The following is a 24,460-nucleotide window of genomic DNA, read 5'->3' as shown; positions in this document are numbered from 1 at the left end:
ATGGTAGTTAGTTCATGACGTATTTTCGCGCTATCTCTCCGCAGCTACAGGATGTGAAGGTTATGAAAATCGTCAACGCCGAGGTGTTCGTCACCTGCCCGGGGCGCAACTTTGTCACGCTGAAAATCACCACCGATGACGGCATCATCGGCCTCGGTGACGCCACGCTGAACGGGCGCGAATTGCCGGTGGCCTCTTACCTGAAAGATCACCTCTGCCCGCAGTTGATCGGCCGCGACGCGCAGCGGATCGAAGACCTCTGGCAATTCTTCTACAAAGGCGCTTACTGGCGGCGCGGCCCGGTGACCATGTCGGCCATTTCCGCCGTCGACATGGCGCTGTGGGACATCAAGGCCAAGGCCGCCAACATGCCGCTGTATCAGCTGTTGGGCGGCGCCTCACGTTCGGGAGTGATGGTGTATTGCCATACCACCGGCCACTCGATCGACGAGGTGCTCGACGACTACGCCAAACATAAAGAACAAGGCTTCCAGGCGATCCGCGTGCAATGCGGCGTGCCCGGCATGAAAACCACCTACGGCATGGCCAAGGGCAAAGGCCAGGCCTATGAGCCGGCCACCAAGGGTGACTGGCCGGAAGAGCAGCTGTGGTCGACGGAAAAATACCTCGATTTCACCCCCAAACTGTTCGACGCGGTGCGCAACAGGTTCGGCTTCAACGAGCACCTGCTGCACGACATGCACCACCGCCTGACGCCAATTGAAGCGGCGCGCTTTGGTAAAAGCGCCGAGCCGTATCGCCTGTTCTGGATGGAGGATCCGACGCCGGCGGAAAATCAGGCCTGTTTCCGCCTGATCCGCCAGCATACCGTCACGCCGATCGCCGTCGGCGAGGTGTTCAACAGCATCTGGGACTGCAAACAGCTGATCGAAGAACAGCTGATCGACTACATCCGCACCACCCTGACGCACGCGGGCGGCATTACCGGCATGCGGCGCATCGCCGACTTCGCCTCGCTGTATCAGGTGCGCACCGGTTCTCACGGCCCTTCCGATCTGTCGCCGATCTGCATGGCGGCGGCGCTGCACTTCGATCTGTGGGTGCCAAACTTCGGCGTGCAGGAATACATGGGCTATTCCGAGCAAATGCTCGAGGTGTTCCCGCACAGCTGGACGTTCGACGACGGCTATATGCATCCGGGCGACAAGCCGGGCATCGGCATCGAGTTCGATGAGAAGCTGGCGGCCCGTTACCCCTATGAACCGGCCTACCTGCCGGTCGCGCGTCTGGAGGATGGCACCTTATGGAACTGGTAAACACCATGCGCAGCGTCGTGATCGAACAGCCCGGGCGCCTGGCGCTGCAGACGCGCGCGCTGCCACAGCCGGCGGCCGGCGAGGTGCGGGTCAAGGTGAAATTCGCCGGCATCTGCGGCTCCGACGTCCATATCTATCACGGCCATAACCCGTTCGCCCGCTACCCGCGGGTGATCGGCCACGAGTTCTTCGGCCTGATCGATGCTCTGGGCGAAGGCGTCGATCCGGCGCGCCTCGGCGAACGCGTCTCGGTAGACCCGGTGGTGAGCTGCGGCCACTGCTATCCCTGTTCGGTCGGCCGCCCCAACGTCTGCACCTCGCTGCAGGTGATCGGCGTGCACCGCGACGGCGGCTTCAGCGACTACGCCTGCGTGCCGGCACGCAACGCCTATCCGGTTCCGGCCGCCATCAGCGATCGCCACGCCGCGATGATCGAACCCTTCACTATCGCCGCCAACATTACCGCCCATCTGCAACCACGCCCCGACGACATCGCGCTGATCTACGGTGCCGGGCCGATGGGGCTCACGGTGATCCAGACGCTGAAAGGCGTGTACGGCGTCAAGCAGGTGTGGGTCGTCGATCGCATCGCCGAACGGCTGGACATGGCACGCGCCAACGGTGCCGACGAAGTATTCAACAACGCCGAGGCCGCATTGCCGCAGGCGCTGCAGCAGCGCGGCGTTCAGCCGACGCTGATCGTCGATGCCGCCTGCCACCCCGCCATTTTGCCGGAGGCGATCGCGCTGGCTTCGCCGGCGGCGCGCATCGGCATCATGGGCTTTTCCGGCGACGCTTGCACCCTGACCCAGCAGAGCATCACCAGCAAGGAGCTGTCGATCTTCTCCTCGCGCCTGAACAGCGCGCGCTTCCCACAGGTGATCGCCTGGATGGCGGACGGCAAGCTAGACCCGCAGCGGCTACTCACCCACTGCGTGCCCGCCGGCGACGTCGAACGGGCAATGCAGATGTTCGAGCGGGATCAGCGCACCTGCTGCAAGGTACTGCTGCAGTTCGAGTAACGTCACGGCAGCATCGGGGCATGGGGCGGCACCCGCCGCCCGTGCAAACAACGAAGCATCACGATTAAAACGACACCCAGTGGAGTGCTTTATGTTTAAAAACCTGCGTTGGACCATCGTGTTCCTGCTGTTCATGGTCTACATGATCAACTACCTCGATCGCGTGGCGCTGTCGATCACCGTGCCGATGATCGAACAGGATCTGATGCTGAACGCCGAACAGTTCGGCCTGATCTTCGGCAGCTTCTTCTTCGGCTACGCCATCTTCAACTTCGTCGGCGGGCTGGCGGTCGACCGCTTCGGCCCGACGCTGGTGCTGGGCGTGGCGGTCGGCCTGTGGTCCATCTTCTGCGGCATGACGGCGATCGCCACCGGCTTTTACTCAATGCTGATCCTGCGCGTCCTGTTCGGCATGGCCGAAGGGCCGATCTGCGCCTCGGCCAACAAGATGATCAACGGCTGGTTCCCGAAGAAACAGGCGGCGACCGCTATGGGCCTGCTCAGCGCCGGTTCACCGTTGGGCGGCGCGGTGGCCGGGCCGATCGTCGGCTATCTGGCGCTGGCGTTCGGCTGGCGGCCGGCGTTTATGATCATCTGCGCCATCGGCATCGTCTGGATGCTGGTGTGGTTCTTCGTGGTGGCGGATAACCCGGCGAAAAGCCAACGCGTCAGCAACGAAGAACGGGCGCTGATCGCACAGTTGAAACAGGAAAATCTCGGCGAGGAAAGCGCGCTGAGCGACGCCGCTCACGGGCTGGGTTACTATCTGAAGCAGCCGATCATTCTGGTCACCGCCTTCGCCTTCTTCTGCTACAACTACATCCTGTTCTTCTTCCTGAGCTGGTTCCCCTCGTATCTGGTGCAGGCGCACAACCTGAACATCAAAGAGATGAGCCTGACCACGATGATCCCGTGGATCGTCGGCTTCGTCGGGCTGGCGCTCGGGGGCTATATTTCCGACAAGATCTTCAACATCACCGGCAAATTGCTGCTGTCGCGCAAGATCGTGCTGGTCACCAGCCTGCTGGCGGCGGCGGTGTGCGTGGCGTTGGCGGGCACCGTCAGCAGCGTGGTGCCGGCGGTGATGCTGATGTCGGTGTCGATCTTCTTCCTCTACATTACCGGCGCTCTCTACTGGGCGATTATCCAGGACGTGGTGCATAAATCCCGGGTCGGCGGCGCCAGCGGGTTCATTCATTTGATCGGCAGCGTCTCCGGCATCATCGGGCCGATCGTCACCGGCTACATCGTGCAGAACACCGGCAAATTCGACAGCGCCTTTATGCTGGCGGGCGGCGTCGCCGCGCTGGGCGCGCTGCTGGTGCTGCTGGTGATCAAGGCGCCGCGCGCAACGGCGGGCGTTCAAATCTTAAAACCCTAACGCCAGACGGGGCGGCTTCGCCCCTTTGCTTACCTCTCCAGGGACATTGAACATGAGACTTTCCGACCACAGCGCGCTGCCGGCCGCCGTTATCCGGCCCGGCTACGCACGTGAGCGCGTGAAACCGCGCATGGCGCATATCGGCTTCGGCGCGTTTCACCGCGCGCACCAGGCGATGTACGCCGACAGGCTGGCCAGCGAGCACGGCAGTGACTGGGGCTACTGCGAAATCAGCATGCAGCACGGCCAGCAAAAGATCGCCGACCTACGGCAACAGGACCTGCTGTTCTCGGTGGCGGAGATGGACGACGACGGCTGGCGGGGCCGGGTCATCGGCGTGGTTCGCCAGGCGCTGCACTTGCAAACCGACGGGCTGGCGGCGGTGCTGGCGGCCCTGACACAGCCTGAGATCGCCATCGTCTCGCTGACCATCAGCGAAAAGGGCTATTGCTACCACCCCGCCAGCGGTCGGCTGATGGAGGAACACCCGGCGATCGCGCACGATATCGCTCACCCGGCACAGCCGCAGTCGGCGCCGGGGCTGCTGCTGGCGGCGCTGCGCCTGCGCCGTGAACGCGGGCTGCTGCCGTTCGCCGTGATGTCCTGCGATAACATGCCGGCTAACGGCCGGGTCACGCGCCAGGTGCTGGTCGAACTGGCGCAGCGGCAGGATCCGGCGTTGGCCGACTGGGTGCGTCAAGAGGTCGCCTTCCCTTCCACCATGGTGGATCGCATCGTGCCGGCGGTAACGCCGGAGGCCCGCCGGCAGTTGCGCACCTGGCTGGGCGGCGTCGAGGATGACGTCGGCGTGGCCTGCGAGCCGTTCAGCCAGTGGGTCATTGAGGACCGATTTCCTCAGGGGCGCCCGGCCTGGGAAAAGGCCGGCGCCGAACTGGTGAGCGACGTGCTGCCGTACGAGGAGATGAAGCTGCGCATGCTGAACGGCAGCCATTCCTTCCTCGCCTACCTCGGCTACCTGGCCGGTTATCAGCACGTCGGCGACTGTATGCAGGATGCGGATTTTGTCCGCGCCGCCCGTCACCTGATGCTGGCGGAACAGGCGCCGACCCTGCAAGTGCCGAACGTCGATTTGGCGCAGTATGCCAATTCGCTGCTGCAGCGTTACCGCAACCGCGCGTTGAAGCACCGCACCGCGCAGATCGCCATGGACGGCACGCAGAAACTGCCGCAGCGGCTGTTGGACGCGATCCGCTGGCATCTGGCGCGTGGCAGCCGCTTCGACTGCCTGGCGCTGGGCGTCGCTGGCTGGATGCGCTACGTCGGCGGCCGCGATGAACAAGGCGGGCCGATCGATATCAGCGATCCGCTGCGCGAGCGCCTCGCCGCGTTGGTCGCCGGCAGCGAGGAAGGCCGGCCCCGCGTCCTGGCGCTGCTGCAACTCGACAGCGTCTTCGGCCACGATCTGCCCGATTCGCCTGACTTCGTCCGCGCCGTCAGCCACGCTTATCATCAACTGCTGAGCCTGGGGGCCAAAGCCGCCGTCGCCGCTCTGCCGCTTACCGCCCGGGAGGTTTCCGATGACCGTCACCACGCATAACGCCGTCAATACCGGCAATCAACCGCTGCTGCGGCGCGTCGCCAGCGCTTCCGCCATCGGCACCGCCGCCGAATATTATGATTTCTTCGCTTACGGCACCGCCGCGGTGCTGTTCTTCGGCCAGCTGTTTTTCCCCAGCGCCGATCCGCTGATCAGCACGCTGGCGGCCTTCGCCACCTACGCGGTCGGTTTCCTGGCGCGCCCGCTGGGCGGCATCGTGTTCGGCCACATCGGCGATAAGGTCGGCCGCAAGAAGGCGCTGGTGATCACCATCCTGATCGTCGGCCTCGGCACCTTCTGCATCGGCCTGCTGCCCACCTATGAGCAGATCGGCATCTGGGCGCCGCTCGCGCTGATCTTTATCCGCGTGCTGCAGGGCTTCGGCGTCGGCGGCGAACAGGCCGGCGCGGTACTGATGACCGCCGAATATGCGCCGCCGCCCCGGCGTGGCTTCTACGCCAGTTGGGTGCAGATCGGCGCGCCCGCCGGTTTCCTGCTGCCGTCCGGGCTGTTCGCGCTGCTGACCGCCGTGCTGTCGCCGGCGCAGATGCTGGACTGGGGCTGGCGCATTCCGTTCCTGCTCAGCCTGCTGCTGGTGCTGGTCGGGCTGTTTATTCGCCTGAGGATCGACGAATCGCCGGTGTTTACCCAGATCCGCGCCACCAAAGCGGTGGAGAGCCGGCCGGTGGTGGAAGTGGCCCGCCGCTATCCCGGCCTTATCGGCAAAGGGGTATGTGCCAAGCTGATCGAAGCCTGCGCCTTCGCCATGTTCACGGTGATCGTACTGGCCTACGGCAAAGCCAACCACCTCAACGAAAGCATTCTGCTGGAGGCGATGATCGTGGCGGTGCTGCTGGAGATTTTCGCCATTCCGCTGATGGGCCGCCTCTCCGATCGGCTGGGGCGCAAACCGGTGTACATCGCCGGCGCACTGCTGCAGGTGGTGTGCATCGTGCCGTTCTTTATGGCGATCAACCTCGATAGTTTCTGGGTGACGCAGATCGCCATGATCGTGGTGCTGACCTTCGGCCACAGCATGTGCTACGCGCCGCAGGCCTCCTACTTCCCGGAGCTGTTCCCCACCCGCGTGCGCTGCAGCGGCATCGCGCTGATCTGGCAGATCGGCTCGCTGATCGGCAGCGGCATTCTCGGGCTGTTGGCGGTGAAGATCCTGCAGGTGACCGGCGGCCACTACTACGGGCTGGCGGGGTACATGATGGTGCTGGGCGTGGTGTCGGCCATCGGCCTGAGCCTGATGCCGGAAACTGCGCCAGCGCGGCGCAAGCAGGAATATCAGGATTGGCATCACTGAGTTACCCTGCTCGGCGGGTGGATTTATCCCCCCGCCCTTAACCAATAATCTGCTAGTATGGTGGCATTCGAATTCCAGCCAGATGCCTGATTGTCGCCATGTCTGAAACGTACAGTCTCACCAACAACGTCCCGGTCAACCAGCAGATCTATCGCTTCCTGCGCAAGGATATCGTCGACTGCACCATCCCCCCCGGCACCCTGTTGTCCGAGAAAGAGATTTCCACCCGCTTTTGCGTTTCGCGCCAGCCGGTGCGCGAAGCCTTTATCAAGCTGGCGGAGGCCGGCCTGGTGCAGATCCTGCCGCAGCGCGGCACCTTCGTGATGAAGATTTCCGCCAAGCGCGTGGCCGACGGGCGCTTTATCCGTCAGGCGGTGGAATGCGCCATCGTGCGCCGCGCGGCCGAGCGCGCCACCCCGGCGCAGCTGATGACGCTGGAGCATAATCTGCACCGCCAGGCGCTGGCGGCGCAGAACGGGCAAACGCGCGAGTTTTTGGCGCTGGACGACGAATTCCACCAACTGCTGACCCAGTTTGCCGACTGCCCGCTGGCGTGGGAGACCATCGAAACCATCAAGGCCACTATGGATCGGGTGCGTTTCCTCAGCCTGAGCGAAGTCTCGCCGCCGGAGAGCCTGATCAAGCAGCACTACCGCATCTACGAGGCGCTGAAAGCGCGCGATGCCGAGGCGGCGGAGCGCGCCATCCACGATCACCTGCAGGAGATGATCTACTCCATCACCCCGATCGCCCTGCAGAACACCGAGTGGTTCGAGATCGAATAATCAATCGCTTAGCGCGCTGGGGGCGATCGCCCCCGCGTATTTGGCCACGCCAATGGCATTTCCTCTCAATCGCATCTATTGTTTGTCCTTGCCGGATCAAGTTCGGTAGCATCGCTTTACAGCTTCAATCACCGCTTTTTTACTGCGCCGGTGGTCAAAAACCCTTGCATTGCCGGTGTATGAAGAAGCTTAATCGGGAGTGAATCATGACTGATATTGTGCAGTTGCTAGGAAAGGAAGCGGAAGATCTGCTGCAACACCGCTGTACCACTATCCCCGCCGAGAATCTCTACCTGCCGGGCGACGACTTCGTCGACCGCGTAATGATCGATAACAACCGCCCCAACAGCGTGCTACGTTCGATGCAAACCCTGTTCAACCACGGCCGCCTGGCCGGCACCGGCTACCTGTCTATCCTGCCGGTCGATCAGGGCATCGAGCACTCCGCCGCCGCCTCGTTCGCCGCCAACCCGCTGTATTTCGATCCGAAGAACATCGTCGAGCTGGCGATTGAAGCCGGCTGTAACTGCGTCGCCTCCACCTACGGCGTGCTGGCGTCGGTATCGCGCCGCTACGCGCACAAGATCCCGTTCCTGGTCAAACTCAACCACAACGAAACGCTGAGCTACCCGACCCAGTACGACCAGACCCTGTACGCCAGCGTCGAGCAGGCGTTCAACATGGGCGCGGTGGCGGTCGGCGCCACCATTTACTTCGGCTCCGAGCAGTCGCGCCGCCAGATCGAAGAGATCTCGATCGCCTTCGAGCGCGCGCATGAGCTGGGCATGGTCACCGTGCTGTGGGCCTATCTGCGTAATCCGGCGTTCAACAAAGACGGCGTGGACTACCACTCCAGCGCCGATCTGACCGGGCAGGCTAACCACATCGCCGCTACCATCGGCGCCGACATCGTCAAACAGAAAATGGCGGAAAACAACGGCGGCTACCGTGCGGTGAAATTCGGCTATACCGACGATCGCGTCTACAACAAACTCACCACCGATCACCCTATCGATCTGGTGCGCTACCAGCTGGCCAACTGCTACATGGGCCGCGCTGGACTGATCAACTCCGGTGGCGCCGCCGGTGAGAACGACCTGCAGGAATCGGTGCGCACCGCGGTGATCAACAAACGCGCCGGCGGCATGGGCCTGATCCTGGGGCGTAAAGCCTTCAAGAAATCGATGAAAGACGGCGTGGCGCTGATCAACGCCGTGCAAGACGCCTACCTGGACAAGAAGGTCACCATCGCCTGATGTGACAGACCGCCTGTCCCAAAGCCCGGTTCGCCGGGCTTTTTTGTGCATCGAGGGAGGTCTTGACAAGGAAATAATGCAACCGAATGTATTTTATAAGCAAAAATAAGAATTAGTTTTTATTTACTATCCTTGGGCTTTTTTTATTCCAAATATGCGAAAGAGAACGACATAAATCATTAAAGATTGAAAGTTAACCTTATCAAATTTCAAATTTCCCACCTTTTCCAAAAACACAAAAAGTTAGCGCATTAATAATTATTATAGTTCATTGTTATTTATGGACTTTTGACTAAATTTTACGCTAATTAATCCACACTTTTATGGTGGTGCTATCATGAAAGTCAATATTGTCATCATCTCCCTGCTCATCCTTTCGCTATCGTCTTGCGCGCTATTTAAATCTCCGGCCTCTAAGCATGAGTTGAAACCGGGAGAAACGTATTGGTTTGACTATGACTCAACAAGAAGCAGCGCCATTTATATTCCCGCAGACTCAAATATCAAGTACTGCGTGGCTCCCCCACCTGATGTCGCGCAGTCCGTTATTGCCGCGCTGAAAGCTGAAATGAACACGGAACAAATTCAAAAAGTCAGTGGAGATGCAGGGTTCAGCACCGCCGTAGTCGATCTGGCTCGGCGCACCACCACGGTAAATTTTATCCGTGATACGTTGTATCGCGTCTGCGAAGCCAGGCTACAAGGCCCGCTCACCGCTACGGAAAAAGAAATTTTCCTGGCCGCGATAGCCGCCGCCAAAGATATGGCAATCGCTGAAAAAGACAAACAAAAGCAAGAGCTGGCCCAAACGGCCGAAAGAAACGGTGCTTCCGTACAGACAATACAAAAGATTCTCGAACAGTAACAGAAACAAGCTAACAACGGCGATTTCCGTATATCACCCTACCCAAAGCCTGGTTCGCCGGGCTTTTTTGTGCCCGTCCCCCTAAACCCGACGCCGTCAACCTTCTCTTTCTTTCACCTTAAACTTTCAAAATAAAATATTTATCTTTCAAATTGTGATCTATTTAAAACAAATAGCCCACCAAAGTGACTACTGTAAGGCCCATGGCGACAGAGCCGCCGTTCGCTCCAGGCCATATCAGTCCATTACAGGAGAACATAATGATTGAGCTAATCACCCACGGCGCCGAGTGGTTTATCGGCCTGTTTCAGAAAGGCGGTGAAGTGTTTGTCGGCATGGTGACCGGCATTTTACCTTTGTTGATCAGCCTGTTGGTTATCATGAACGCGCTGATCAAATTTGTTGGCCAGGAACGTATCGAACGATTGGCGCAGCGCTGCGCGGGCAACCCCGTTTCGCGTTATCTGCTGCTGCCGCTAATTGGCACCTTTGTCTTCTGCAACCCGATGACCCTCAGCCTGGGGCGCTTCATGCCGGAGAAATACAAGCCGAGCTACTACGCGGCGGCCTCCTACAGCTGCCACTCGATGAACGGCCTGTTTCCGCACATCAACCCCGGCGAACTGTTCGTTTATCTCGGCATCGCCAGCGGCCTGACCACCCTCGGTCTGCCGCTCGGCCCGCTGGCGGTGAGCTATTTCCTGGTGGGGCTGTTCACCAACTTCTTCCGCGGCTGGGTCACCGATCTGACCACCAGCCTGTTTGAACGCAAGATGGGCATCCGTCTGGATCGCCAGGTGCAACTTTAATTCGTGGAGTGCAGCATGAGTGCTTATATCCGTATTGAAAAAGGCGCCAGCGGCTGGGGCGGCCCCCTGGAATTGCCGATCGAACCCGGTAAAAAAGTAGTGTACATCACCGCCGGCACCCGACCTTCCATCGTCGATCGCCTCAGCGAATTGACCGGCTGGCCGGCCGTCGACGGCTTCAAAGAGGGCGAGCCGCCGGCGGAAGAGATCGGCGTGGCGGTGATAGACTGCGGCGGCACCCTGCGCTGCGGCCTGTACCCGAAACGCCGCATTCCGACAGTCAACATCCACGCCACCGGCCAGTCCGGCCCGCTGGCGCAGTTTATCCTCGAAGACATCTATGTCTCCGGCGTGCGTGACCACAACATCAGCCGAATCGACGCGACGGAGAACCCACCCGCCGCCGCCGTTGCAGCGCCGCCCAAGGCGCGCGACTACGACACCAGCAAGAAAATCACCGAGCAAAGCGACGGGCTGTTGGCGAAGGTCGGCATGGGCATGGGATCGGTGGTGGCGGTGTTCTTCCAGGCCGGGCGCGACACCATCGACACCGTGCTGAAGACCATCCTGCCGTTTATGGCGTTCGTCTCGGCCTTGATCGGCATCATCATGGCCTCCGGCCTCGGGGACTTTATCGCTCACGGCCTGACGCCGCTGGCCAATAGCCCGATCGGCCTGGTAACGCTGGCGCTGATCTGCTCATTCCCGCTGCTGTCGCCGTTCCTCGGCCCCGGCGCGGTCATCGCCCAGGTGATCGGCGTGCTGGTCGGGGTGCAGATCGGCCTCGGCCATATTCCGCCGCAGCTGGCGCTGCCCGCGCTGTTCGCCATCAACGCGCAGGCCGCCTGCGACTTCATTCCGGTCGGCCTGTCGCTGGCGGAAGCCAAGCAGGACACCGTGCGGGTCGGCGTGCCCTCGGTACTGGTCGGCCGCTTCCTGACCGGCGCGCCGACGGTGTTGATCGCCTGGGCCGCCTCGGCCTTTATTTATCAATAATTTGATTCCCAGGGAGACGTTTATGCACACCATTTTTCATACCACCATCACGCAGATCGGCGGCTGCGCCCGCGACGCGTTGCTGGACAACATGCTGATCACCTTCCGTGAAGGCGCGCCGGCGGATATCGAAGAGTTCTGCTTTATCCACCGCCACGGCGCAACCGCCGGTGAGCTGCAGGTCGGCGGCGTGATGGAGCTGGCGCAGCAGCGCTACGCCATCACCGCCGTCGGCAGCGTCGCCACGCAGAATCTGCGCGAACTGGGCCACATCACCGTGCGCTTCGACGGCGAAGCCGAAGCCGAATTCCCCGGATCGATCCACGTATCCGGCCCGACGCCGACCGATATCCCGTTGGGCAGCACGCTGTCATTTATCGCATAAGGAGTAGACCATGTCTGAAGTAGCTGTAGTGATTGGCGGCGGCCAAACGTTAGGCGCCTTTTTGTCCCACGGGCTGGCGCAGGCCGGTTATCGGGTGGCGGTGGCCGATCTGAACGCCGACAATGCCAATCGGGTGGCACAGCAGATCAACGAAGCGTTTGGCGCAGGCAGCGCCTGCGGTTTTCAGGCCGACGCCACCGACGAGCAGAGCGTGATCGCGTTGGCAGCGGCGGTTGACCGGGAATTTGGCCAAACCAACCTGCTGGTGTACAGCGCCGGCATCGCCAAGGCGGCGCCGATCACCGACTTCCCGCTGGGCGACTTCGACCGCTCGCTGCAGGTGAACCTGGTGGGCTATTTCCTCTGCGCCCGCGAGTTCTCGCGCCTGATGATCCGCGACGGCATCGCCGGGCGCATCATTCAGATCAACTCCAAGTCCGGCAAGGTCGGCAGCAAGCACAACTCCGGCTACAGCGCCGCCAAGTTCGGCGGCGTGGGGCTGACGCAGTCGCTGGCGCTCGATCTGGCGGAGTACGGCATCACCGTGCATTCGCTGATGCTCGGCAACCTGCTGAAGTCGCCGATGTTCCAGTCGCTGCTGCCGCAATACGCGCAAAAACTGGGCATCGCACCGGACCAGGTGGAGCAGTACTACATCGACAAGGTGCCGCTGAAACGCGGTTGCGACTATCAGGACGTGCTGAACACCCTGCTGTTCTACGCCAGCGAGAAGGCCTCTTACTGCACCGGCCAGTCGATCAACATCACCGGCGGCCAGGTAATGTTCTGACGCCACCGACGCCCCCTCCCGCGGAAGGGGGCCTAAGGAGAACCCCATGACACAAGCTCTGATCGCCTTCGCACTGCTGGCCTGGCTGCTGCAAATCGCCTTCGGCTGGTGGCAACTGCAGCGCTTCAACCGCGCCTTCGACGGCCTGTGCCAACTGGGCGCCGTCGGCGTCGGCCGTTCCGGCGGCCGTTTCCGCCCGCGGGTGGTGCTGGCGCTGGCCTTCGATGCCGATCGGCGGGTGTGCGGCAGCCTGTTGCTACGCGGCCTGACCGTTTTCGCCCAGCCCCGCCCGCTGCCTCGATTACACGGTTTGCATCAGCGGGATTTGCGCCCGGATGTGATCTTCCCCGAGGATCGCGCATGCCAGTCTGCACTATCGTTAGCGATTGAACCCAAATCGTGATATTTTCACATTAAAAGGCATTACCTTTCATAGTGAATTATTCAGCGAGGGGAAATGCCCCACTCTTGTGAACGGGAATCGCGATGAAACCAAAGCAGCGGCAGGCCGCTATCCTTGAATATCTGCAGCGGCATGGCAAAACGGCAGTGGACGCCCTGGCCGAGCATTTCTCCACCACCGGCACCACCATCCGCAAGGATCTCACCCTGCTGGAAGACGAAGGCGAGGTGATCCGCACCTACGGCGGCGTGGTGCTCAGCCGCGACGACGGCGATCAGCCGATCGACCGCAAAACCCATATCAATACCGAGAAAAAGCGCCACATCGCCAGCGCCGCCGTGGCGCTGATCGCCGACGGCGACTCGCTGATCTTCGACGCCGGCAGCACGGTGCTGCAGATGGTGCCGCACCTGGCGCAGTTCAATAACATCACGGTGATGACCAATAGCCTGACCATCGTCAACGCGCTGGTGGAGCTGGACAACGATCAGACCATCCTGATGCCCGGCGGCACCTACCGCAAAAAATCGGCCTCGTTCCACGGCAGCCTGGCCGAATCGGCGTTCCAGCAGTTCAGCTTCGACAAGCTGTTTATCGGCGCGGACGGCGTCGATCTCAACGCCGGCGTCACCACCTTCAACGAAGTGCACAACGTCAGCAAAGCGATGTGCGAAGCCGCCGGCCGCATTATTCTGTTGGTAGACTCCTCGAAATTCGGCCGTAAGAGCCCGAACGTGGTGTGCGAACTCAGCGCCGTCGACACGCTGATCACCGACCGAGACATCAACCCCGATTACCTCGCCGCCCTGCAGGCGAAAGGCATCAATATCCTTCTGGTAGGAGACCCCGATGAGTAACGCCAACGCCCTGCTCGCCTTCGCCCGCGAAACGCTGGAGATCGAGCTGACCGAAGCGCAGCGCCTGCTGGCGCGCCTGGACGACAACTTCGTCTGCGCCTGCGAACTGCTGCTGAACTGCCGTGGCAAAGCGGTGATTTCCGGCATCGGCAAGTCCGGCCATATCGGCAAGAAGATCGCCGCGTCGCTGGCCAGCACCGGCACGCCGTCGTTCTTCGTGCACCCGGCGGAGGCGCTGCACGGCGATCTCGGCATGATCGGCGCCGACGACGTGGTGGTGTTCATCTCCTACTCCGGCCGCGCCAAAGAGCTGGACCTGATCCTGCCGCTGCTGGCGGAGAACGGTATTCCGGTGATCGCCGTTACCGGCGGCAAAGAGTCGCCGCTGGCGCAGGCCGCGGCCTGCGTGTTGGATATCGGCGTCGAGCGAGAAGCCTGCCCAATGGGGCTGGCGCCCACCTCCAGCGCGGTCAACACCCTGATGATGGGCGATGCCCTGGCGATGGCGCTGATGCGCCAGCGCGGTTTCAACGCGGAAGACTTCGCCCGCTCGCACCCGGGCGGCAGTCTGGGCGCGCGCCTGCTGAACCGCGTGCATCACCTGATGCGCACCGGCGATCGCCTGCCGCGCGTGAGCGAAAGCGCCAACGTGATGGAAGCGATGCTGGAGCTGAGCCGCACCGGGCTCGGGTTGGTGGCGGTCTGCGACGCGCAGCAGCGGGTGGTGGGCGTATTTACCGACGGCGATCTGCGCCGCTGGCTGGTGAAGGGCAACAGCCTGCAGGATCCGCTCAGCCCGGCGATCACCCGCCCCGGCTATCGGCTGCCGGAGCAGTGGCGCGCCGGCGAGGCGCTGGAAGCGCTGCACGAACAGCACATCAGCGCGGCCCCGGTGGTCGATATGGACGGCGTGCTGGTGGGGGCGCTCAACCTGCACGATCTGCATCAGGCCGGCATCGGCTGATCAACGCCGGGGGCGCCATCACCGGCGCCCCCGGTCAGATCATTTCCAGTCGGGATTGTTCTCGAACTGCTGCTTCAGCAGCGCCTTCATGTCGTCATCCGGCTTGCCGAGCCACTGGTACTTGGCATACTTCTTCGGATGATCGACGGCTTCCGGCCGATCTTCCACTTCCACCCGCACGCCCCAGGCCTGGGATTTGTCCGCGCTGAACGCCACGATCAAAAAGTTGTTGCCGCAGTCGTGCGGCTTGCACAGGTTGCCGACCAGATACTCTTTGCCCTTCCAGCTCAGGTTCTGCGCCGGCGTAGAGGTGCCGACGCCCTTGCGCGCCCAGCCCGGCATCCGCGCCTGGCCTTTCACCATGTTTTGCCAGCTGGCCTGATACCCCGGCTGCTGAATTAAATCCGACGTGGTGACGATCTGCTGGGCAAAGCTGCCCGCGCTGAAGCTGAGCAGTGCGCCGAAGAGGGCGCAACGCAGCGCCTGGTGTCCCGTCATAGTCCTTCTCCCTAGGTTAAATCAGGTTTCGCCCGTCAAACCGGGCCTGAACTAGTCAGACCACGGTTGCGGCAAAAAGTTGACTCACCACCAGGCGTGAAAATGATGCACCGGCCCGATGCCGTGCCCCACTTCCAGGGTGTCCGCCTGTTGCAGCGCGTGTTGCAGGTAGTCCTTGGCGGCGGCCACCGTGGCCGCCCAGTCGGCATGGCGCGGGCGCAGCGCCGCCAGCGCGGCCGAGAGCGTGCAACCGGTGCCGTGGGTGTGACGGGTGGCGACGCGCGGCGCGGTAAAGCGCTGCTCGCCTTCTGCGGTAAACAGCCAGTCCGGGCTCTCACTTTCGCTCAGGTGGCCGCCCTTCATCAGCACCGCCCGGCAGCCCATCGCCAGCAGCGCCCGCCCCTGCTCACGCATCTGCGCTTCATCTTCCGCCGGCGCGCACGCCAGCAGCGCCGCCGCTTCTGGCAGGTTCGGCGTAATGATCGACACCAGCGGCAACAGCTCGCGCCGAATAGACGCTACCGCCTCCGGCGCCAGCAACGGATCGCCGCTTTTCGCCAGCATCACGGTGTCCAGCACCACGAATTCCGGCCGGTAATGGCGCAGCCGTTCGGCCACCGCCTGCACGATGTCAGCGTTGGCCAACATGCCGATCTTGACGCTGTCGATGCGCACGTCGCTGAATACCGAGTCCAGCTGCGCGGCGACGAACGCCGGATCGATGTAATACACCGACTGCACGCCGCGGGTATTCTGCGCCACCAGCGCGGTGATCACCGAGGTGCCGTAAGCGCCGAGCGCCGAGAAAGCTTTCAAATCGGCCTGAATGCCGGCGCCGCCGCTGGGATCGGTGCCGGCGATGGTCAGCGCGTTAATGCGTTTCATCACAGATCCTCCCCGCGCAGTTGATACAGCGCGTCAAGGAACGCCGGCGTAAAGCTGCCCGGCCCGGCGGCCTGCCTGGCCGCGAGGCCGCCGCAGTGGGACATCACCCGGCAAGCCGTCGCCACGTTGTCCAGGCGATCGCCCGGCAGGGCGCAAAACGCCGCCGCCACCGCCGACAGCGCGCAGCCGGTGCCTACCACCCGCGTCATCAGCGGGGAACCGCCTTCGATCGCCCAGTCGCGCTGGCCGTCGGTGACGTAATCCACCGCGCCGGTGACCGCGACCACCGCGCCGCTGCGCCGCGCCAGCTCACGCGCGGCGGGCAATGCCGCCAAGGAATCGTCGCCGCTGTCCACGCCGCGGCCGCTGGCCAGCAACCCACTGAGCGCCATGATTTCCGAAGCGTTGCCGCGTATCGCCGCCGGTTTCTCGTCCAGCAGCTGTTTGGCGAAGGCGGTGCGGTAGGAGAGCGCACCGACCGCCACCGGATCCAGCGTCCAGGGCTTGCCGGCCCGATTGGCGGCGGCCACCGCCGCCCGCATCGATTCGGCACGCAGCGCGTTGAGGGTGCCGACGTTGATCAGCAGGCCGTCGGCCAGCGCGCTGAACTGCGCCGCCTCTTGCGGCTCCACTACCATCGCCGGGGAAGCGCCGAGCGCCAGCAACACGTTGGCGGTCAGCGATTGCACCACTTCGTTGGTCAGGCAGTGGATCAGCGGAGGCCGCTGTTGGAATTGGGTCAGACAGGCCGCGGCGCGTGCGCCGGGTAGAGCATCAGGTCGAGCGATCATATTCCTCCCAACCGGCGTTCAAGAAGGCGGCGCCGGCTGGGCGGCCGTGACTTCCCTACGCTGGCATTATCCAGATCAGGTAATACGGGTATTTCTCAGCCTTCACGTAGAAGGGCACCCCGAGTCATGAAAATCAATAGGTTGTGATCAACGTTGCGTTAATCCCTGCAGGGGATCATGCCAGCGGCGGCGCGGACAAACAAGCGAATAAATTGACTCGCGCCTAAGCGATGTTTCCCTCTTTTCCCGCCAGATACAGGCTCAGCACGCCGGGCAGCTCCGCCAGCGTGAACGCCACGCTCTGCGGCGCCGTCTTGAAGATATGGTGCAGCGTACCGGCCACCAGGCTTTGCAACAGCCGGGTTTGCTGCAGGATCTCCGCTTCGGCGGTCTCGGGGCGGCGCAGCTGCAACACGCTGGCGATCAGCGTCAGGAAGCTGGACTTTTCATCCGGCAGGTTCATTTCCCGCATCACCGGCAGGTAGTCGGCATGCTCACGCAGGTACTGCGCATAGGGTGAAAACAGCCGCTGGATCACCGCTTCAGCGGAGAGGCGCCGCCACTCATCGTCACTGGCCAACGCCATGTCGCGCACCAGCGCCTCAATCGACTCGGTATGCCGATCTGCCAGCGCCTTGATCACCGCGTGGCGATCGGGAAAAAAGTGATACATCGAACCGATGGAGGTTTTGGCGTGCTTGGCGAGCCGCTGCATGCTGAGCGCCGCCAGGCCGTCCTGCGCCACGATCGCCGCCGCTGAATCCAGAATGGTTTGTACGCGTTGCCGCCCTCTTTCCTGCTGTGGCTCTCGCCCGGTGATGTTTTCGTCGATTTGCATATTCGTTTCTGCCCGCTGTCATCAACGCATTATACCCATTTGCCGCTACGAAGGCAGGGCGACACAAAAAACTAGATTAATCCCTCTAGTTTAGAGTAGAGTATTTATTCTAGTTTACCCTGACGCAAGCGTGGGGAAGACAAACAGTGACCTCACTCACTGAAAAAGAGTCATTTCATTCGGCCCGTCGCCCAAGCCAATCGTCAGAGAATGCCCTATGCCCGACAAAAAACTGCTTATCACCTGCCTGACCGCGCTGTTGCTCACCGGGTGCTCGCCGGCACCGTCGATAGTGGTGTTCGGCGCTTCGTTCCCCGACTGGCTGTTTTGCCTGTGCGGCGGCGTGGCGGGTATGGTGGCGATCCACCTGCTGCTGCGCACCCCGGAAAAACGCGCCTGGCTGGCGCCGCAGCTGCTGACGTATCCGGCGCTGACCGCGCTGATCGCCATGCTGATCTGGTTACTGGTTTTCCCCCACTGAGACTGACGCCATGACCCAACCACACACCCCAAACCGGCGCAGACTGCTGGTGCTTACCATCCTGGCGTTGACATTCATCGTGGCCGCCGTCGTCGTCTGGCGGGTGGAAAACGCCCCCAGTACCGACGATGCCTACGCCTATGCCGACACCATCGACGTGGTGCCGGAGGTGAACGGTCGCATCGTCGAGATGCCGATCCGCGACAACCAGGAAGTGCGGCAAGGCGATCTGCTGTTCCGCATCGATCCGCGCCCTTACCAGGACGCGCTGGCGGCCAGCGAAGCGCGCCTGATCACGCTGAATGAACAGATCAAGCTGACGCAGCGTTCGGTCAACGCACAGCAGTACAACGCCGAATCGATGAACGCCATCGTCAAACGCTCACAGGCGCTGGTGGCGCAGGCGACCGACACCCTTAACCGCCGGCAAAAGCTGCTCGGCAAGAACTACGTTTCGGCGGAAGAAGTGGAAACCGCCCGCACCTCCCAGCGCTCGGCGCAGGCGGAATTGCAGGCCGCATTGCTGCAGGCGAAACAGGCGGAAGCCGCCGTCAGCGGCGTCGAAGCCCTGGTCGCACAGCGCGCCGAAGTGCAGGCCGACATCGCCATCGCCAAACTGAACCTGGAGTTCACCGAGGTGAGAGCGCCGTTCGACGGCCGCATCGCCTCCCTGAAAACCACCGTCGGCCAATATGCCTCCAGCGCCAAACCGGTGTTCACGCTGATCGACACCCGCCACTGGTACGTGGTCGCCAACTTTCGCGAAACCGACCTGAAAGGCGTGCATCCCGGCGTGCCGGCCACGCTGTATTTAATGAGCGACGCCGGCCAGACCTTCAGCGGCAAGGTGGAATCGATCAGCTACGGCGTGCAGCCCGACGACGGCGGCACCGTGCTGGGCGGGCTACCCAACGTGTCGCGCAACATCAACTGGGTACACGTTTCGCAGCGCTTCCCGGTCAAGATCGCGGTCGAGGCCCCCAACCCGGCGCTGTTCCGCGTGGGCGCTTCGGCGGTGGCCAAGCTGAACCTGCGCCATGAAGAATAAAACGATGTCTCGCGGCTGGCTGTCCCCGTTGATCGACGAGCTGCGCCCTTCGGACAGCCGCATCAACCTGGTGATCCGTGCCCTGCTCTCCAGCGCGATCGCCATCGTGATCTCGCAGACGCTGCAGGTGCCGTGGCTGGCGCTGTCGCTGATCGCTGTCTTCTTTATCACGCAGTCCAATATCGTTATCACCCGCACGATCGGCATCCTGTTTTTCGTCAGCTCCACGCTGGCGATCGGCGCCGCTATCCTGGTACTGAAGTTCACCTACGACTACCCGATGCTGCGCATCCTGCTCTCCAGCGCGCTGTTTTTCCTCAGCGTGTTCCTGATGCGGGTGACCAAGGTTGGGGTACTGTTCTTCCTGATGGCGCTGGTGGTGATCTACACGCAAAGCTTTGTCGATCTCACTCCGCAGGCGGAAGTGGTGATACGGCTGGTGCTGTGGGTATGGGTGGCGATCAATTACGCCATCCTGCTCACCCTGATCGTCAATACCCTGCTGCTGCCGGCCGAACCGCTGAAGCAGCTAAAGGGCCGGATGAACGCGGTGTTGGACGAAACCCGCGCTATGTTGGCCAACGGCGGCGAGACGCGCGATCTGAGCGCCATCTCGCAGCACGCCACCGAGCTGCATAAGCTGCTGCGCTTTTCGGTGATGCGCAGCGATCGCTGCCGTGCCAGCGAGCCCGGTTACCTGGCGCTGATCACCCTGGTGTTGCAGCTGAATATTCTGGCCTATCAGCTGCCGCCGGCTTTCGGCGCGGCCGCGCGTCAATTGGCGCAAGAGATAGACGCCGCCTGCCGCACGCTGCAAACCGCGATCAGCCACGACAGCGCGCTGCGATTTTCCGTCGCGATCGCCGGCAGCGACGATCCGCAGGTGCCGGCGCCGCTCAATGAAATGGCCGGCCTCCTGCAGGTCTACACCAACCGCAGCGACTACGCCAACGCCCTGCAGGCCGCGCCACCGCCAAAAGTGCCTTTCTTTACCCCCGATGCCCTGACCAACCCGGTTTACATCCAGTTTTCGTTGAAAACGCTGCTGACCGTGCTGGTCGCCTACGTGTTTTATACCGCCGTCGATTGGCCCGGCATTCATACCATCATGCTGAGCTGCCTGATCGTGGCCCAGCCCAGCCTTGGCGCCACACAGCGGCGGGCGCGGCTGCGTCTCGGCGGCGCGGCGATCGGCAGCCTGCTGGCGCTGATCTCGGTGGTGTGGATCATGCCTCAGCTCGACAGCCTCGTCGGCTTACTGCTGCTGACGCTGCCGGTGATCGCCCTCTCCGCCTGGATCGCCGCCGGCTCCGAGAAGATAAGCTATGCAGGGGTACAGATCCTGTTCACCTTTTCCCTGGCGCTGCTGGAAAGCTTTGGCCCGGTCACCGAGCTGACCGAGATCCGCGATCGCCTGATCGGCATCGTGCTGGGGGTAGGGTTCGCCACTTTCATTCACGCCACGCTGTGGCCGGAATACGAAGGGGAGTCGCTGCGGCAGCAGGTTGCCAACGTGCTGCGGGAACTGGCGCGCTTCCTCGGCGGCGAGAACACAAACGCCATCGGCATCTGGCAAAAGATCGAGGGCTGCGAAGCGGTGGTGGCCCGGGTGACGCTGGAGCCTACCTGGCAGTTGGCAGATGATAACCATGAAAGCTTCACCCGGCACATCCAACTGATCTTTAACCAGACGCGCAGCCTGTTGCTGACCAGCGAAAAGCTCAACACCTATCTGGCAGGCGGCGGCGCGGCGCTGTCCGTGCACGAACGCCAGGCGCTGATCGAGGTGCAACGCCAGGGCGGGCGCGTTCTCGCCGAGTATGCGGCGCAGCTTGCCAGCGCGCCGCAAGCGCTGCGGACGCCCGACTTTCATCCACCGCTGGCCGCCCTGCATGCCGACACCGTGCGCCACCTGGCTCAGGAGTTGAGCGACGGGCTCAATCGCCTGCCCGCCTGGGGCGACGCCTAGCATTTTCCGTTTGTGGCCGTGCACGCCCGGTGCAATGCGCTATAGTGAGCACAAACCACCGGGAGATGCCATGCAGATAAGACCCTACCAAGAGACCGATCGCCCCTTCCTGCGCACGCTGTACCTGGCGTCGCGCAAGGCGGCGTTCGGCTGGCGCGATACCTCAAACTATCAGTTGGAAGATTTCGACGGCGCGACGCTGGGCGAAGCGATTTGGGTGGCGGAAGACGGCGGCACGCTGCTGGGATTCGTCTCCGTCTACCGCGAAGATAACTTCATTCATAACCTGTATGTCGATCCCCATCAGCCGCCGCGCGGCGTCGGCAGTGCGCTACTGCAGGCAGCGCAAGCCACCTTCACCGCCACCGGCTCGCTGAAATGCCTGGTGAAGAATGAAAATGCGCTGGCGTTCTACCGCAAACACGGTTGGCGCATCATCTCTACCGGTAACGACGGCGAAGAAGATTATTACCTGATGCATTCGCCGGCCCGCTAGCTCTTACCCGCCGCATCCGGCATGCCGCGCAGCGTCAGCCGCCAAAATAGCAGCGCGCTCAGGCTGACGCCCGCCCCCAGCCAGCAGACGCCGCTCCAGCCCGCCCAGGCGTACATATGGGTGCCGGCAAAGGCGCCCAGACCGCTGCCGACGGCGTAAAACAGCATATAGCAGCCCACCAGCCTGCTGTGCGACTGCGGGTGCGCGCTGAAGATCATGCTCTGGTTCAGCACGTGGATCGCCTGGCCCGCCAGATCCAGCAGCACGATGCCCGCCACCAGCCAAACCAGGCCGCTGCCGAGCAAACCAAGCGGCAGCCAGGCCAGCGTCAACAGCAGCAGACACACGCCGCTGGCCGCCTGCCCCAGCCCGCGATCCGCCAGATGCCCGGCGCGCACCGCCGCCAGTGCGCCCACCGCGCCGACCAGGCCGAACGCCCCCACCGCGGCATGGCTGAAGTTGAACGGCGCCTGGCTCAGCGGCAACACCAGCGAACTCCAAAAGAGGCTGAAAGCGCCGAACATCAGCAGCGCCAGCATGCCGCGAATTTGCAGCGTGCGGTCATGCAGCAACAGGCTCAGCATCGAACGCAGCAGCGCGGGATAACTCAGCGTGCTGGGAGTGGTGTGCGGCGCAGGCAGCAGCCGCGACAGGATCGGCAGCAATACCAGCGTCACTCCGGCAGAGAAGAAATACACCGTGCGCCAACCGCCAACGTCCGCCAACGCGCCGGACAGAGTGCGCGCCAGCAGCAATCCCAGCACCACTCCGCCCTGCGCCGCACCAACCACCCGCCCGCGCTCCTGCGGCGCCGCCAGGGCTGCGGCGTAAGCGATCAGCCCCTGCGTCATGGCGGTGCCCAATAAGCCTACCAGCAACATCCCTACCAGCAGCCAGGGCGCGCTGTGCGCCCAGCCCACCAATAGCAGCGCGCCGATCAGCCCCAGCTGTTGTCCCGCCAGCAACCGATGCCGGTTCAGCCAATCCCCCAGCGGCACCACCAACAGCAACGCCAGCGCGCAGCCCAACTGAGTCACGGTGATCACCATGCCGACCGCCGCCAGGCTGATGGAAAAATCATGGGCGATAGCGTCCAGCAACGGCTGCGCATAATAAACGTTGGCCACGCTAAATGCGCTGGCGGCAGCCAGCAGCAGCACCAGGGTGGCCGGCAGGCGCCCTAGCACCGCACAGGGGGGATCCAGCAGTTTGTCGCTCATTACACACCTCAATCTGGTTTCATTATTAAACCCAATGAACTTTAGGCACAGAGGTTTTATAATGCAACCAGAATGTGCAGCTGGAGATAACCGCCGTGAAACGTAAAAGCCTGGAAGACGCGCCGTGCCCGGTGGCGCGCACGCTGGATGTGATTGGCGACTGGTGGTCGCTGCTGATCGTGCGCGACGCCTTCGATGGCGTCACCCGCTTTAGCGAATTTCAAAAAGGGCTGGGGATGGCGAAGAACATCCTTGCCACCCGCCTGCGCGCGCTGGTGACGCACGGCGTGCTGGAGATCGTGCCCGCCGCAGACGGCAGCGCCTATCAGGAATATGTGCTGACCGAGAAAGGCCGCGGGCTGTTTCCGGTGATCGTCGGCCTGCGTCAGTGGGGGGAAGATCATCTGTTCGCCGAGGGAGAAGCGCACTCAACGCTGGTGGAAAGTGACAGCGGCCGCCCCGTCCCGCGCCTGACGCCGATCGGCAGCGCCGGGCAAACGCTCACCCCGCTGAATACCCGGGTGGTGAAGGTATGAAGCGTCTTAATAAAGCCTGCATCACCTTGCGCTATTGCATCTATTATCGAACAGCTTCCGCAATCCCCTGCGGGTAATGTATAGTCCGCGTTTTACGGAGATCCCATGCTGACTAACTCATCCATTCGTCTGAACAAATACATTAGCGAGAGTGGCATCTGCTCACGCCGCGACGCCGATCGATACATCGAACAGGGCAACGTTTTCATCAACGGTAAACGCGCCACCGTTGGCGCCCAGGTATTTGCCGGCGATGTGGTAAAGGTTAACGGTCAGCTGATCGAACCGCGCAATGAAGAAGATCTGGTGCTGATCGCGCTGAATAAACCGGTCGGCATCGTCACTACCACCGAGGACGGCGAGCGCGACAACATCGCCGACTTCGTCAACCACAGCAAACGCATCTTCCCGATCGGCCGTTTGGACAAGGATTCACAGGGGCTGATCTTTCTGACCAACCACGGTGACCTGGTCAACAAGATCCTGCGCGCCGGCAACAATCATGAGAAAGAGTATCTGGTGACGGTCAACAAGCCGGTGACCGACGAGTTTATTCGCGGCATGGGCGCCGGCGTGCCGATGCTGGGCACCGTGACCAAAAAGTGCAAGGTGAAGAAAGAGGCGCCATTCGTGTTCCGCATCACGCTGGTCCAGGGGCTGAACCGCCAGATCCGCCGCATGTGCGAACACTTCGGCTATGAGGTCACCAAGCTGGAACGCACGCGCATCATGAACGTCAGCCTGAAAGGGTTGCCGCTGGGCGAGTGGCGCGATCTGACCGATGACGAGCTGATTGAGCTGTTCAAGCTGATTGAAGGCTCTTCGTCCGAGGCTAAACCGACGAAGAAAGCCCCGGCCAAATCTGCCCCGGCGAAAAAACCGAACGCCGGCGGGCCGAAAGGCGCCGACAAAGCCGCTGCGCCAGCCGGCCGCAAGCGCTTTACCCAGCCAGGGCGCAAGAAAAAAGGGCGTTAACGCCCTTTCTCCCTCGCTCAGCCCGCCTTTGCGCGGGCTTTTTCATCATAAAAGTCAGCCACA

General features: G+C 62.3%; 26 protein-coding genes and 1 riboswitch. Of the genes, 21 read left to right on the top strand and 5 right to left on the bottom strand.

The features are described from left to right. Nucleotides 1-62: 62 nt before the first annotated feature. From manD to gutQ, 15 genes are all read left to right on the top strand, one after another. Nucleotides 63-1,277, top strand: coding sequence for a D-mannonate dehydratase ManD (gene manD, locus RE418_RS12500; RefSeq protein ID WP_049296104.1), 1,215 nt, complete (start codon nucleotides 63-65; stop codon nucleotides 1,275-1,277). 5 nt (nucleotides 1,278-1,282) lie between these two features. Then, nucleotides 1,283-2,299, top strand: coding sequence for a Zn-dependent oxidoreductase (locus RE418_RS12495; protein WP_164066269.1), 1,017 nt, complete (start codon nucleotides 1,283-1,285; stop codon nucleotides 2,297-2,299). A 91-nt stretch (nucleotides 2,300-2,390) separates the two neighbouring features. Continuing rightward, entirely contained in the window at nucleotides 2,391-3,680 is a 1,290-nt protein-coding gene (locus RE418_RS12490; RefSeq protein WP_025303869.1) for an MFS transporter, read from the top strand. 52 nt (nucleotides 3,681-3,732) lie between these two features. Beyond that, nucleotides 3,733-5,238 carry a mannitol dehydrogenase family protein gene (locus RE418_RS12485; RefSeq protein WP_089181209.1) on the top strand — a complete coding sequence of 502 codons (1,506 nt, stop codon included), beginning with the start codon at nucleotides 3,733-3,735 and terminating at the stop codon, nucleotides 5,236-5,238. Next, nucleotides 5,219-6,550 carry an MFS transporter gene (locus tag RE418_RS12480; protein WP_089181210.1) on the top strand — a complete coding sequence of 444 codons (1,332 nt, stop codon included), beginning with the start codon at nucleotides 5,219-5,221 and terminating at the stop codon, nucleotides 6,548-6,550. The genes RE418_RS12485 and RE418_RS12480 overlap by 20 nt, the downstream gene beginning before the upstream one ends. A 98-nt stretch (nucleotides 6,551-6,648) precedes the next feature. Further along, nucleotides 6,649-7,335: a GntR family transcriptional regulator gene (locus RE418_RS12475; protein ID WP_025303872.1), complete on the top strand. Its 687-nt coding sequence runs from the start codon at nucleotides 6,649-6,651 to the stop codon at nucleotides 7,333-7,335. 206 nt (nucleotides 7,336-7,541) lie between these two features. Continuing rightward, nucleotides 7,542-8,591 carry a class I fructose-bisphosphate aldolase gene (gene fbaB, locus RE418_RS12470; protein ID WP_049209531.1) on the top strand — a complete coding sequence of 350 codons (1,050 nt, stop codon included), beginning with the start codon at nucleotides 7,542-7,544 and terminating at the stop codon, nucleotides 8,589-8,591. Nucleotides 8,592-8,928: 337 nt separating this feature from the next. Continuing rightward, nucleotides 8,929-9,456, top strand: coding sequence for a hypothetical protein (locus RE418_RS12465; RefSeq protein WP_049209534.1), 528 nt, complete (start codon nucleotides 8,929-8,931; stop codon nucleotides 9,454-9,456). 260 nt (nucleotides 9,457-9,716) lie between these two features. Then, entirely contained in the window at nucleotides 9,717-10,265 is a 549-nt protein-coding gene (locus RE418_RS12460) for a PTS glucitol/sorbitol transporter subunit IIC (RefSeq protein WP_004941528.1), read from the top strand. 15 nt (nucleotides 10,266-10,280) lie between these two features. Next, complete coding sequence (locus tag RE418_RS12455) at nucleotides 10,281-11,261, top strand: PTS glucitol/sorbitol transporter subunit IIB (RefSeq protein WP_016926695.1); 981 nt, start codon at nucleotides 10,281-10,283, stop codon at nucleotides 11,259-11,261. Between the two features lie 22 nt (nucleotides 11,262-11,283). Then, entirely contained in the window at nucleotides 11,284-11,646 is a 363-nt protein-coding gene (gene srlB / locus RE418_RS12450; protein WP_004941520.1) for a PTS glucitol/sorbitol transporter subunit IIA, read from the top strand. Between the two features lie 10 nt (nucleotides 11,647-11,656). Beyond that, nucleotides 11,657-12,436, top strand: a complete 780-nt coding sequence (srlD, locus tag RE418_RS12445) for a sorbitol-6-phosphate dehydrogenase (RefSeq protein ID WP_043138004.1) — start codon at nucleotides 11,657-11,659, stop codon at nucleotides 12,434-12,436. 46 nt (nucleotides 12,437-12,482) lie between these two features. Continuing rightward, nucleotides 12,483-12,839 (top strand): transcriptional regulator GutM, encoded by a 357-nt coding sequence (gene gutM, locus RE418_RS12440; RefSeq protein WP_043138008.1) that lies wholly within the window; start codon nucleotides 12,483-12,485, stop codon nucleotides 12,837-12,839. An 83-nt stretch (nucleotides 12,840-12,922) separates the two neighbouring features. Further along, entirely contained in the window at nucleotides 12,923-13,696 is a 774-nt protein-coding gene (locus RE418_RS12435; RefSeq protein WP_025303878.1) for a DNA-binding transcriptional repressor, read from the top strand. Then, the gene (gene gutQ, locus RE418_RS12430; RefSeq protein WP_016926691.1) at nucleotides 13,689-14,660 is read left to right on the top strand and encodes an arabinose-5-phosphate isomerase GutQ; all 972 of its coding nucleotides are present in this window, start codon (nucleotides 13,689-13,691) and stop codon (nucleotides 14,658-14,660) included. The genes RE418_RS12435 and gutQ overlap by 8 nt, the downstream gene beginning before the upstream one ends. Nucleotides 14,661-14,699: 39 nt before the next feature. On the opposite strand, the gene RE418_RS12425 is transcribed toward gutQ, so the two are convergent. From RE418_RS12425 to RE418_RS12410, 4 genes are all read right to left on the bottom strand, one after another. Then, nucleotides 14,700-15,158, bottom strand: coding sequence for an inhibitor of vertebrate lysozyme family protein (locus RE418_RS12425; protein ID WP_033644072.1), 459 nt, complete (start codon nucleotides 15,156-15,158; stop codon nucleotides 14,700-14,702). Between the two features lie 84 nt (nucleotides 15,159-15,242). Continuing rightward, the gene (gene thiD / locus RE418_RS12420; RefSeq protein ID WP_025303881.1) at nucleotides 15,243-16,043 is read right to left on the bottom strand and encodes a bifunctional hydroxymethylpyrimidine kinase/phosphomethylpyrimidine kinase; all 801 of its coding nucleotides are present in this window, start codon (nucleotides 16,041-16,043) and stop codon (nucleotides 15,243-15,245) included. Next, nucleotides 16,043-16,834 (bottom strand): hydroxyethylthiazole kinase, encoded by a 792-nt coding sequence (thiM, locus tag RE418_RS12415; protein ID WP_025303882.1) that lies wholly within the window; start codon nucleotides 16,832-16,834, stop codon nucleotides 16,043-16,045. Before thiM ends, thiD begins: the two co-directional genes overlap by 1 nt. Nucleotides 16,835-16,869: 35 nt before the next feature. Next, a riboswitch (TPP riboswitch) is annotated at nucleotides 16,870-16,966 on the bottom strand. 91 nt (nucleotides 16,967-17,057) lie between these two features. Then, entirely contained in the window at nucleotides 17,058-17,672 is a 615-nt protein-coding gene (locus tag RE418_RS12410) for a TetR/AcrR family transcriptional regulator (RefSeq protein WP_025303883.1), read from the bottom strand. Nucleotides 17,673-17,889: 217 nt separating this feature from the next. Between RE418_RS12410 and RE418_RS12405 the strand changes: the two genes are divergently transcribed. The 4 genes from RE418_RS12405 (at nucleotide 17,890) to RE418_RS12390 (ending at nucleotide 21,666) form a co-directional block, all read left to right on the top strand. Next, complete coding sequence (locus tag RE418_RS12405) at nucleotides 17,890-18,153, top strand: YtcA family lipoprotein (RefSeq protein ID WP_025303884.1); 264 nt, start codon at nucleotides 17,890-17,892, stop codon at nucleotides 18,151-18,153. A 10-nt stretch (nucleotides 18,154-18,163) separates the two neighbouring features. After that, nucleotides 18,164-19,201: a multidrug transporter subunit MdtN gene (mdtN, locus tag RE418_RS12400; RefSeq protein WP_049204871.1), complete on the top strand. Its 1,038-nt coding sequence runs from the start codon at nucleotides 18,164-18,166 to the stop codon at nucleotides 19,199-19,201. A gap of 4 nt (nucleotides 19,202-19,205) precedes the next feature. After that, nucleotides 19,206-21,170, top strand: coding sequence for an FUSC family protein (locus tag RE418_RS12395; RefSeq protein WP_089181211.1), 1,965 nt, complete (start codon nucleotides 19,206-19,208; stop codon nucleotides 21,168-21,170). A 70-nt stretch (nucleotides 21,171-21,240) separates the two neighbouring features. Further along, nucleotides 21,241-21,666, top strand: a complete 426-nt coding sequence (locus tag RE418_RS12390) for a GNAT family N-acetyltransferase (protein WP_043138029.1) — start codon at nucleotides 21,241-21,243, stop codon at nucleotides 21,664-21,666. Here RE418_RS12390 and RE418_RS12385 read toward each other — a convergent pair. Further along, nucleotides 21,663-22,886, bottom strand: coding sequence for an MFS transporter (locus tag RE418_RS12385; RefSeq protein WP_089181212.1), 1,224 nt, complete (start codon nucleotides 22,884-22,886; stop codon nucleotides 21,663-21,665). The two genes, RE418_RS12390 and RE418_RS12385, sit on opposite strands and share 4 nt — an antisense overlap. Before the next feature lie 95 nt (nucleotides 22,887-22,981). Between RE418_RS12385 and RE418_RS12380 the strand changes: the two genes are divergently transcribed. Together RE418_RS12380 and rluF are read left to right on the top strand one after the other, a co-directional pair. Then, nucleotides 22,982-23,422 carry a helix-turn-helix domain-containing protein gene (locus tag RE418_RS12380; protein WP_043138408.1) on the top strand — a complete coding sequence of 147 codons (441 nt, stop codon included), beginning with the start codon at nucleotides 22,982-22,984 and terminating at the stop codon, nucleotides 23,420-23,422. Between the two features lie 105 nt (nucleotides 23,423-23,527). Continuing rightward, a complete protein-coding gene (gene rluF, locus RE418_RS12375; RefSeq protein WP_025303889.1) occupies nucleotides 23,528-24,397 on the top strand; it encodes a 23S rRNA pseudouridine(2604) synthase RluF in 870 nt (289 codons plus the stop codon). The last annotated feature ends 63 nt before the right edge of the window (nucleotides 24,398-24,460 follow it).

Source organism: Serratia sp. szju, from assembly GCF_044594185.1.
GTDB classification, from domain to species: domain Bacteria; phylum Pseudomonadota; class Gammaproteobacteria; order Enterobacterales; family Enterobacteriaceae; genus Serratia; species Serratia bockelmannii.
Note: the sequence above shows the minus strand (reverse complement) of the source record. Positions and strands in the feature narration are given on the sequence as shown.

Bases quoted from the DNA above. Each gene is read 5' to 3' on its own strand.
- RE418_RS12480 (WP_089181210.1), top strand. From the start codon at position 5,219: ATGACCGTCACCACGCATAACGCCGTCAATACCGGCAATCAACCGCTG.
- RE418_RS12385 (WP_089181212.1), bottom strand. From the start codon at position 22,886: ATGAGCGACAAACTGCTGGATCCCCCCTGTGCGGTGCTAGGGCGCCTG.
- gutQ (WP_016926691.1), top strand. From the start codon at position 13,689: ATGAGTAACGCCAACGCCCTGCTCGCCTTCGCCCGCGAAACGCTGGAG.
- mdtN (WP_049204871.1), top strand. From the start codon at position 18,164: ATGACCCAACCACACACCCCAAACCGGCGCAGACTGCTGGTGCTTACC.
- RE418_RS12410 (WP_025303883.1), bottom strand. From the start codon at position 17,672: ATGCAAATCGACGAAAACATCACCGGGCGAGAGCCACAGCAGGAAAGA.
- RE418_RS12390 (WP_043138029.1), top strand. From the start codon at position 21,241: ATGCAGATAAGACCCTACCAAGAGACCGATCGCCCCTTCCTGCGCACG.
- RE418_RS12485 (WP_089181209.1), top strand. From the start codon at position 3,733: ATGAGACTTTCCGACCACAGCGCGCTGCCGGCCGCCGTTATCCGGCCC.
- RE418_RS12465 (WP_049209534.1), top strand. From the start codon at position 8,929: ATGAAAGTCAATATTGTCATCATCTCCCTGCTCATCCTTTCGCTATCG.
- RE418_RS12435 (WP_025303878.1), top strand. From the start codon at position 12,923: ATGAAACCAAAGCAGCGGCAGGCCGCTATCCTTGAATATCTGCAGCGG.
- gutM (WP_043138008.1), top strand. From the start codon at position 12,483: ATGACACAAGCTCTGATCGCCTTCGCACTGCTGGCCTGGCTGCTGCAA.
- RE418_RS12495 (WP_164066269.1), top strand. From the start codon at position 1,283: ATGCGCAGCGTCGTGATCGAACAGCCCGGGCGCCTGGCGCTGCAGACG.
- RE418_RS12455 (WP_016926695.1), top strand. From the start codon at position 10,281: ATGAGTGCTTATATCCGTATTGAAAAAGGCGCCAGCGGCTGGGGCGGC.
- thiM (WP_025303882.1), bottom strand. From the start codon at position 16,834: ATGATCGCTCGACCTGATGCTCTACCCGGCGCACGCGCCGCGGCCTGT.
- RE418_RS12490 (WP_025303869.1), top strand. From the start codon at position 2,391: ATGTTTAAAAACCTGCGTTGGACCATCGTGTTCCTGCTGTTCATGGTC.
- RE418_RS12475 (WP_025303872.1), top strand. From the start codon at position 6,649: ATGTCTGAAACGTACAGTCTCACCAACAACGTCCCGGTCAACCAGCAG.
- srlB (WP_004941520.1), top strand. From the start codon at position 11,284: ATGCACACCATTTTTCATACCACCATCACGCAGATCGGCGGCTGCGCC.
- thiD (WP_025303881.1), bottom strand. From the start codon at position 16,043: ATGAAACGCATTAACGCGCTGACCATCGCCGGCACCGATCCCAGCGGC.
- RE418_RS12425 (WP_033644072.1), bottom strand. From the start codon at position 15,158: ATGACGGGACACCAGGCGCTGCGTTGCGCCCTCTTCGGCGCACTGCTC.
- RE418_RS12395 (WP_089181211.1), top strand. From the start codon at position 19,206: ATGTCTCGCGGCTGGCTGTCCCCGTTGATCGACGAGCTGCGCCCTTCG.
- RE418_RS12405 (WP_025303884.1), top strand. From the start codon at position 17,890: ATGCCCGACAAAAAACTGCTTATCACCTGCCTGACCGCGCTGTTGCTC.
- srlD (WP_043138004.1), top strand. From the start codon at position 11,657: ATGTCTGAAGTAGCTGTAGTGATTGGCGGCGGCCAAACGTTAGGCGCC.
- RE418_RS12460 (WP_004941528.1), top strand. From the start codon at position 9,717: ATGATTGAGCTAATCACCCACGGCGCCGAGTGGTTTATCGGCCTGTTT.
- manD (WP_049296104.1), top strand. From the start codon at position 63: ATGAAAATCGTCAACGCCGAGGTGTTCGTCACCTGCCCGGGGCGCAAC.
- fbaB (WP_049209531.1), top strand. From the start codon at position 7,542: ATGACTGATATTGTGCAGTTGCTAGGAAAGGAAGCGGAAGATCTGCTG.
- rluF (WP_025303889.1), top strand. From the start codon at position 23,528: ATGCTGACTAACTCATCCATTCGTCTGAACAAATACATTAGCGAGAGT.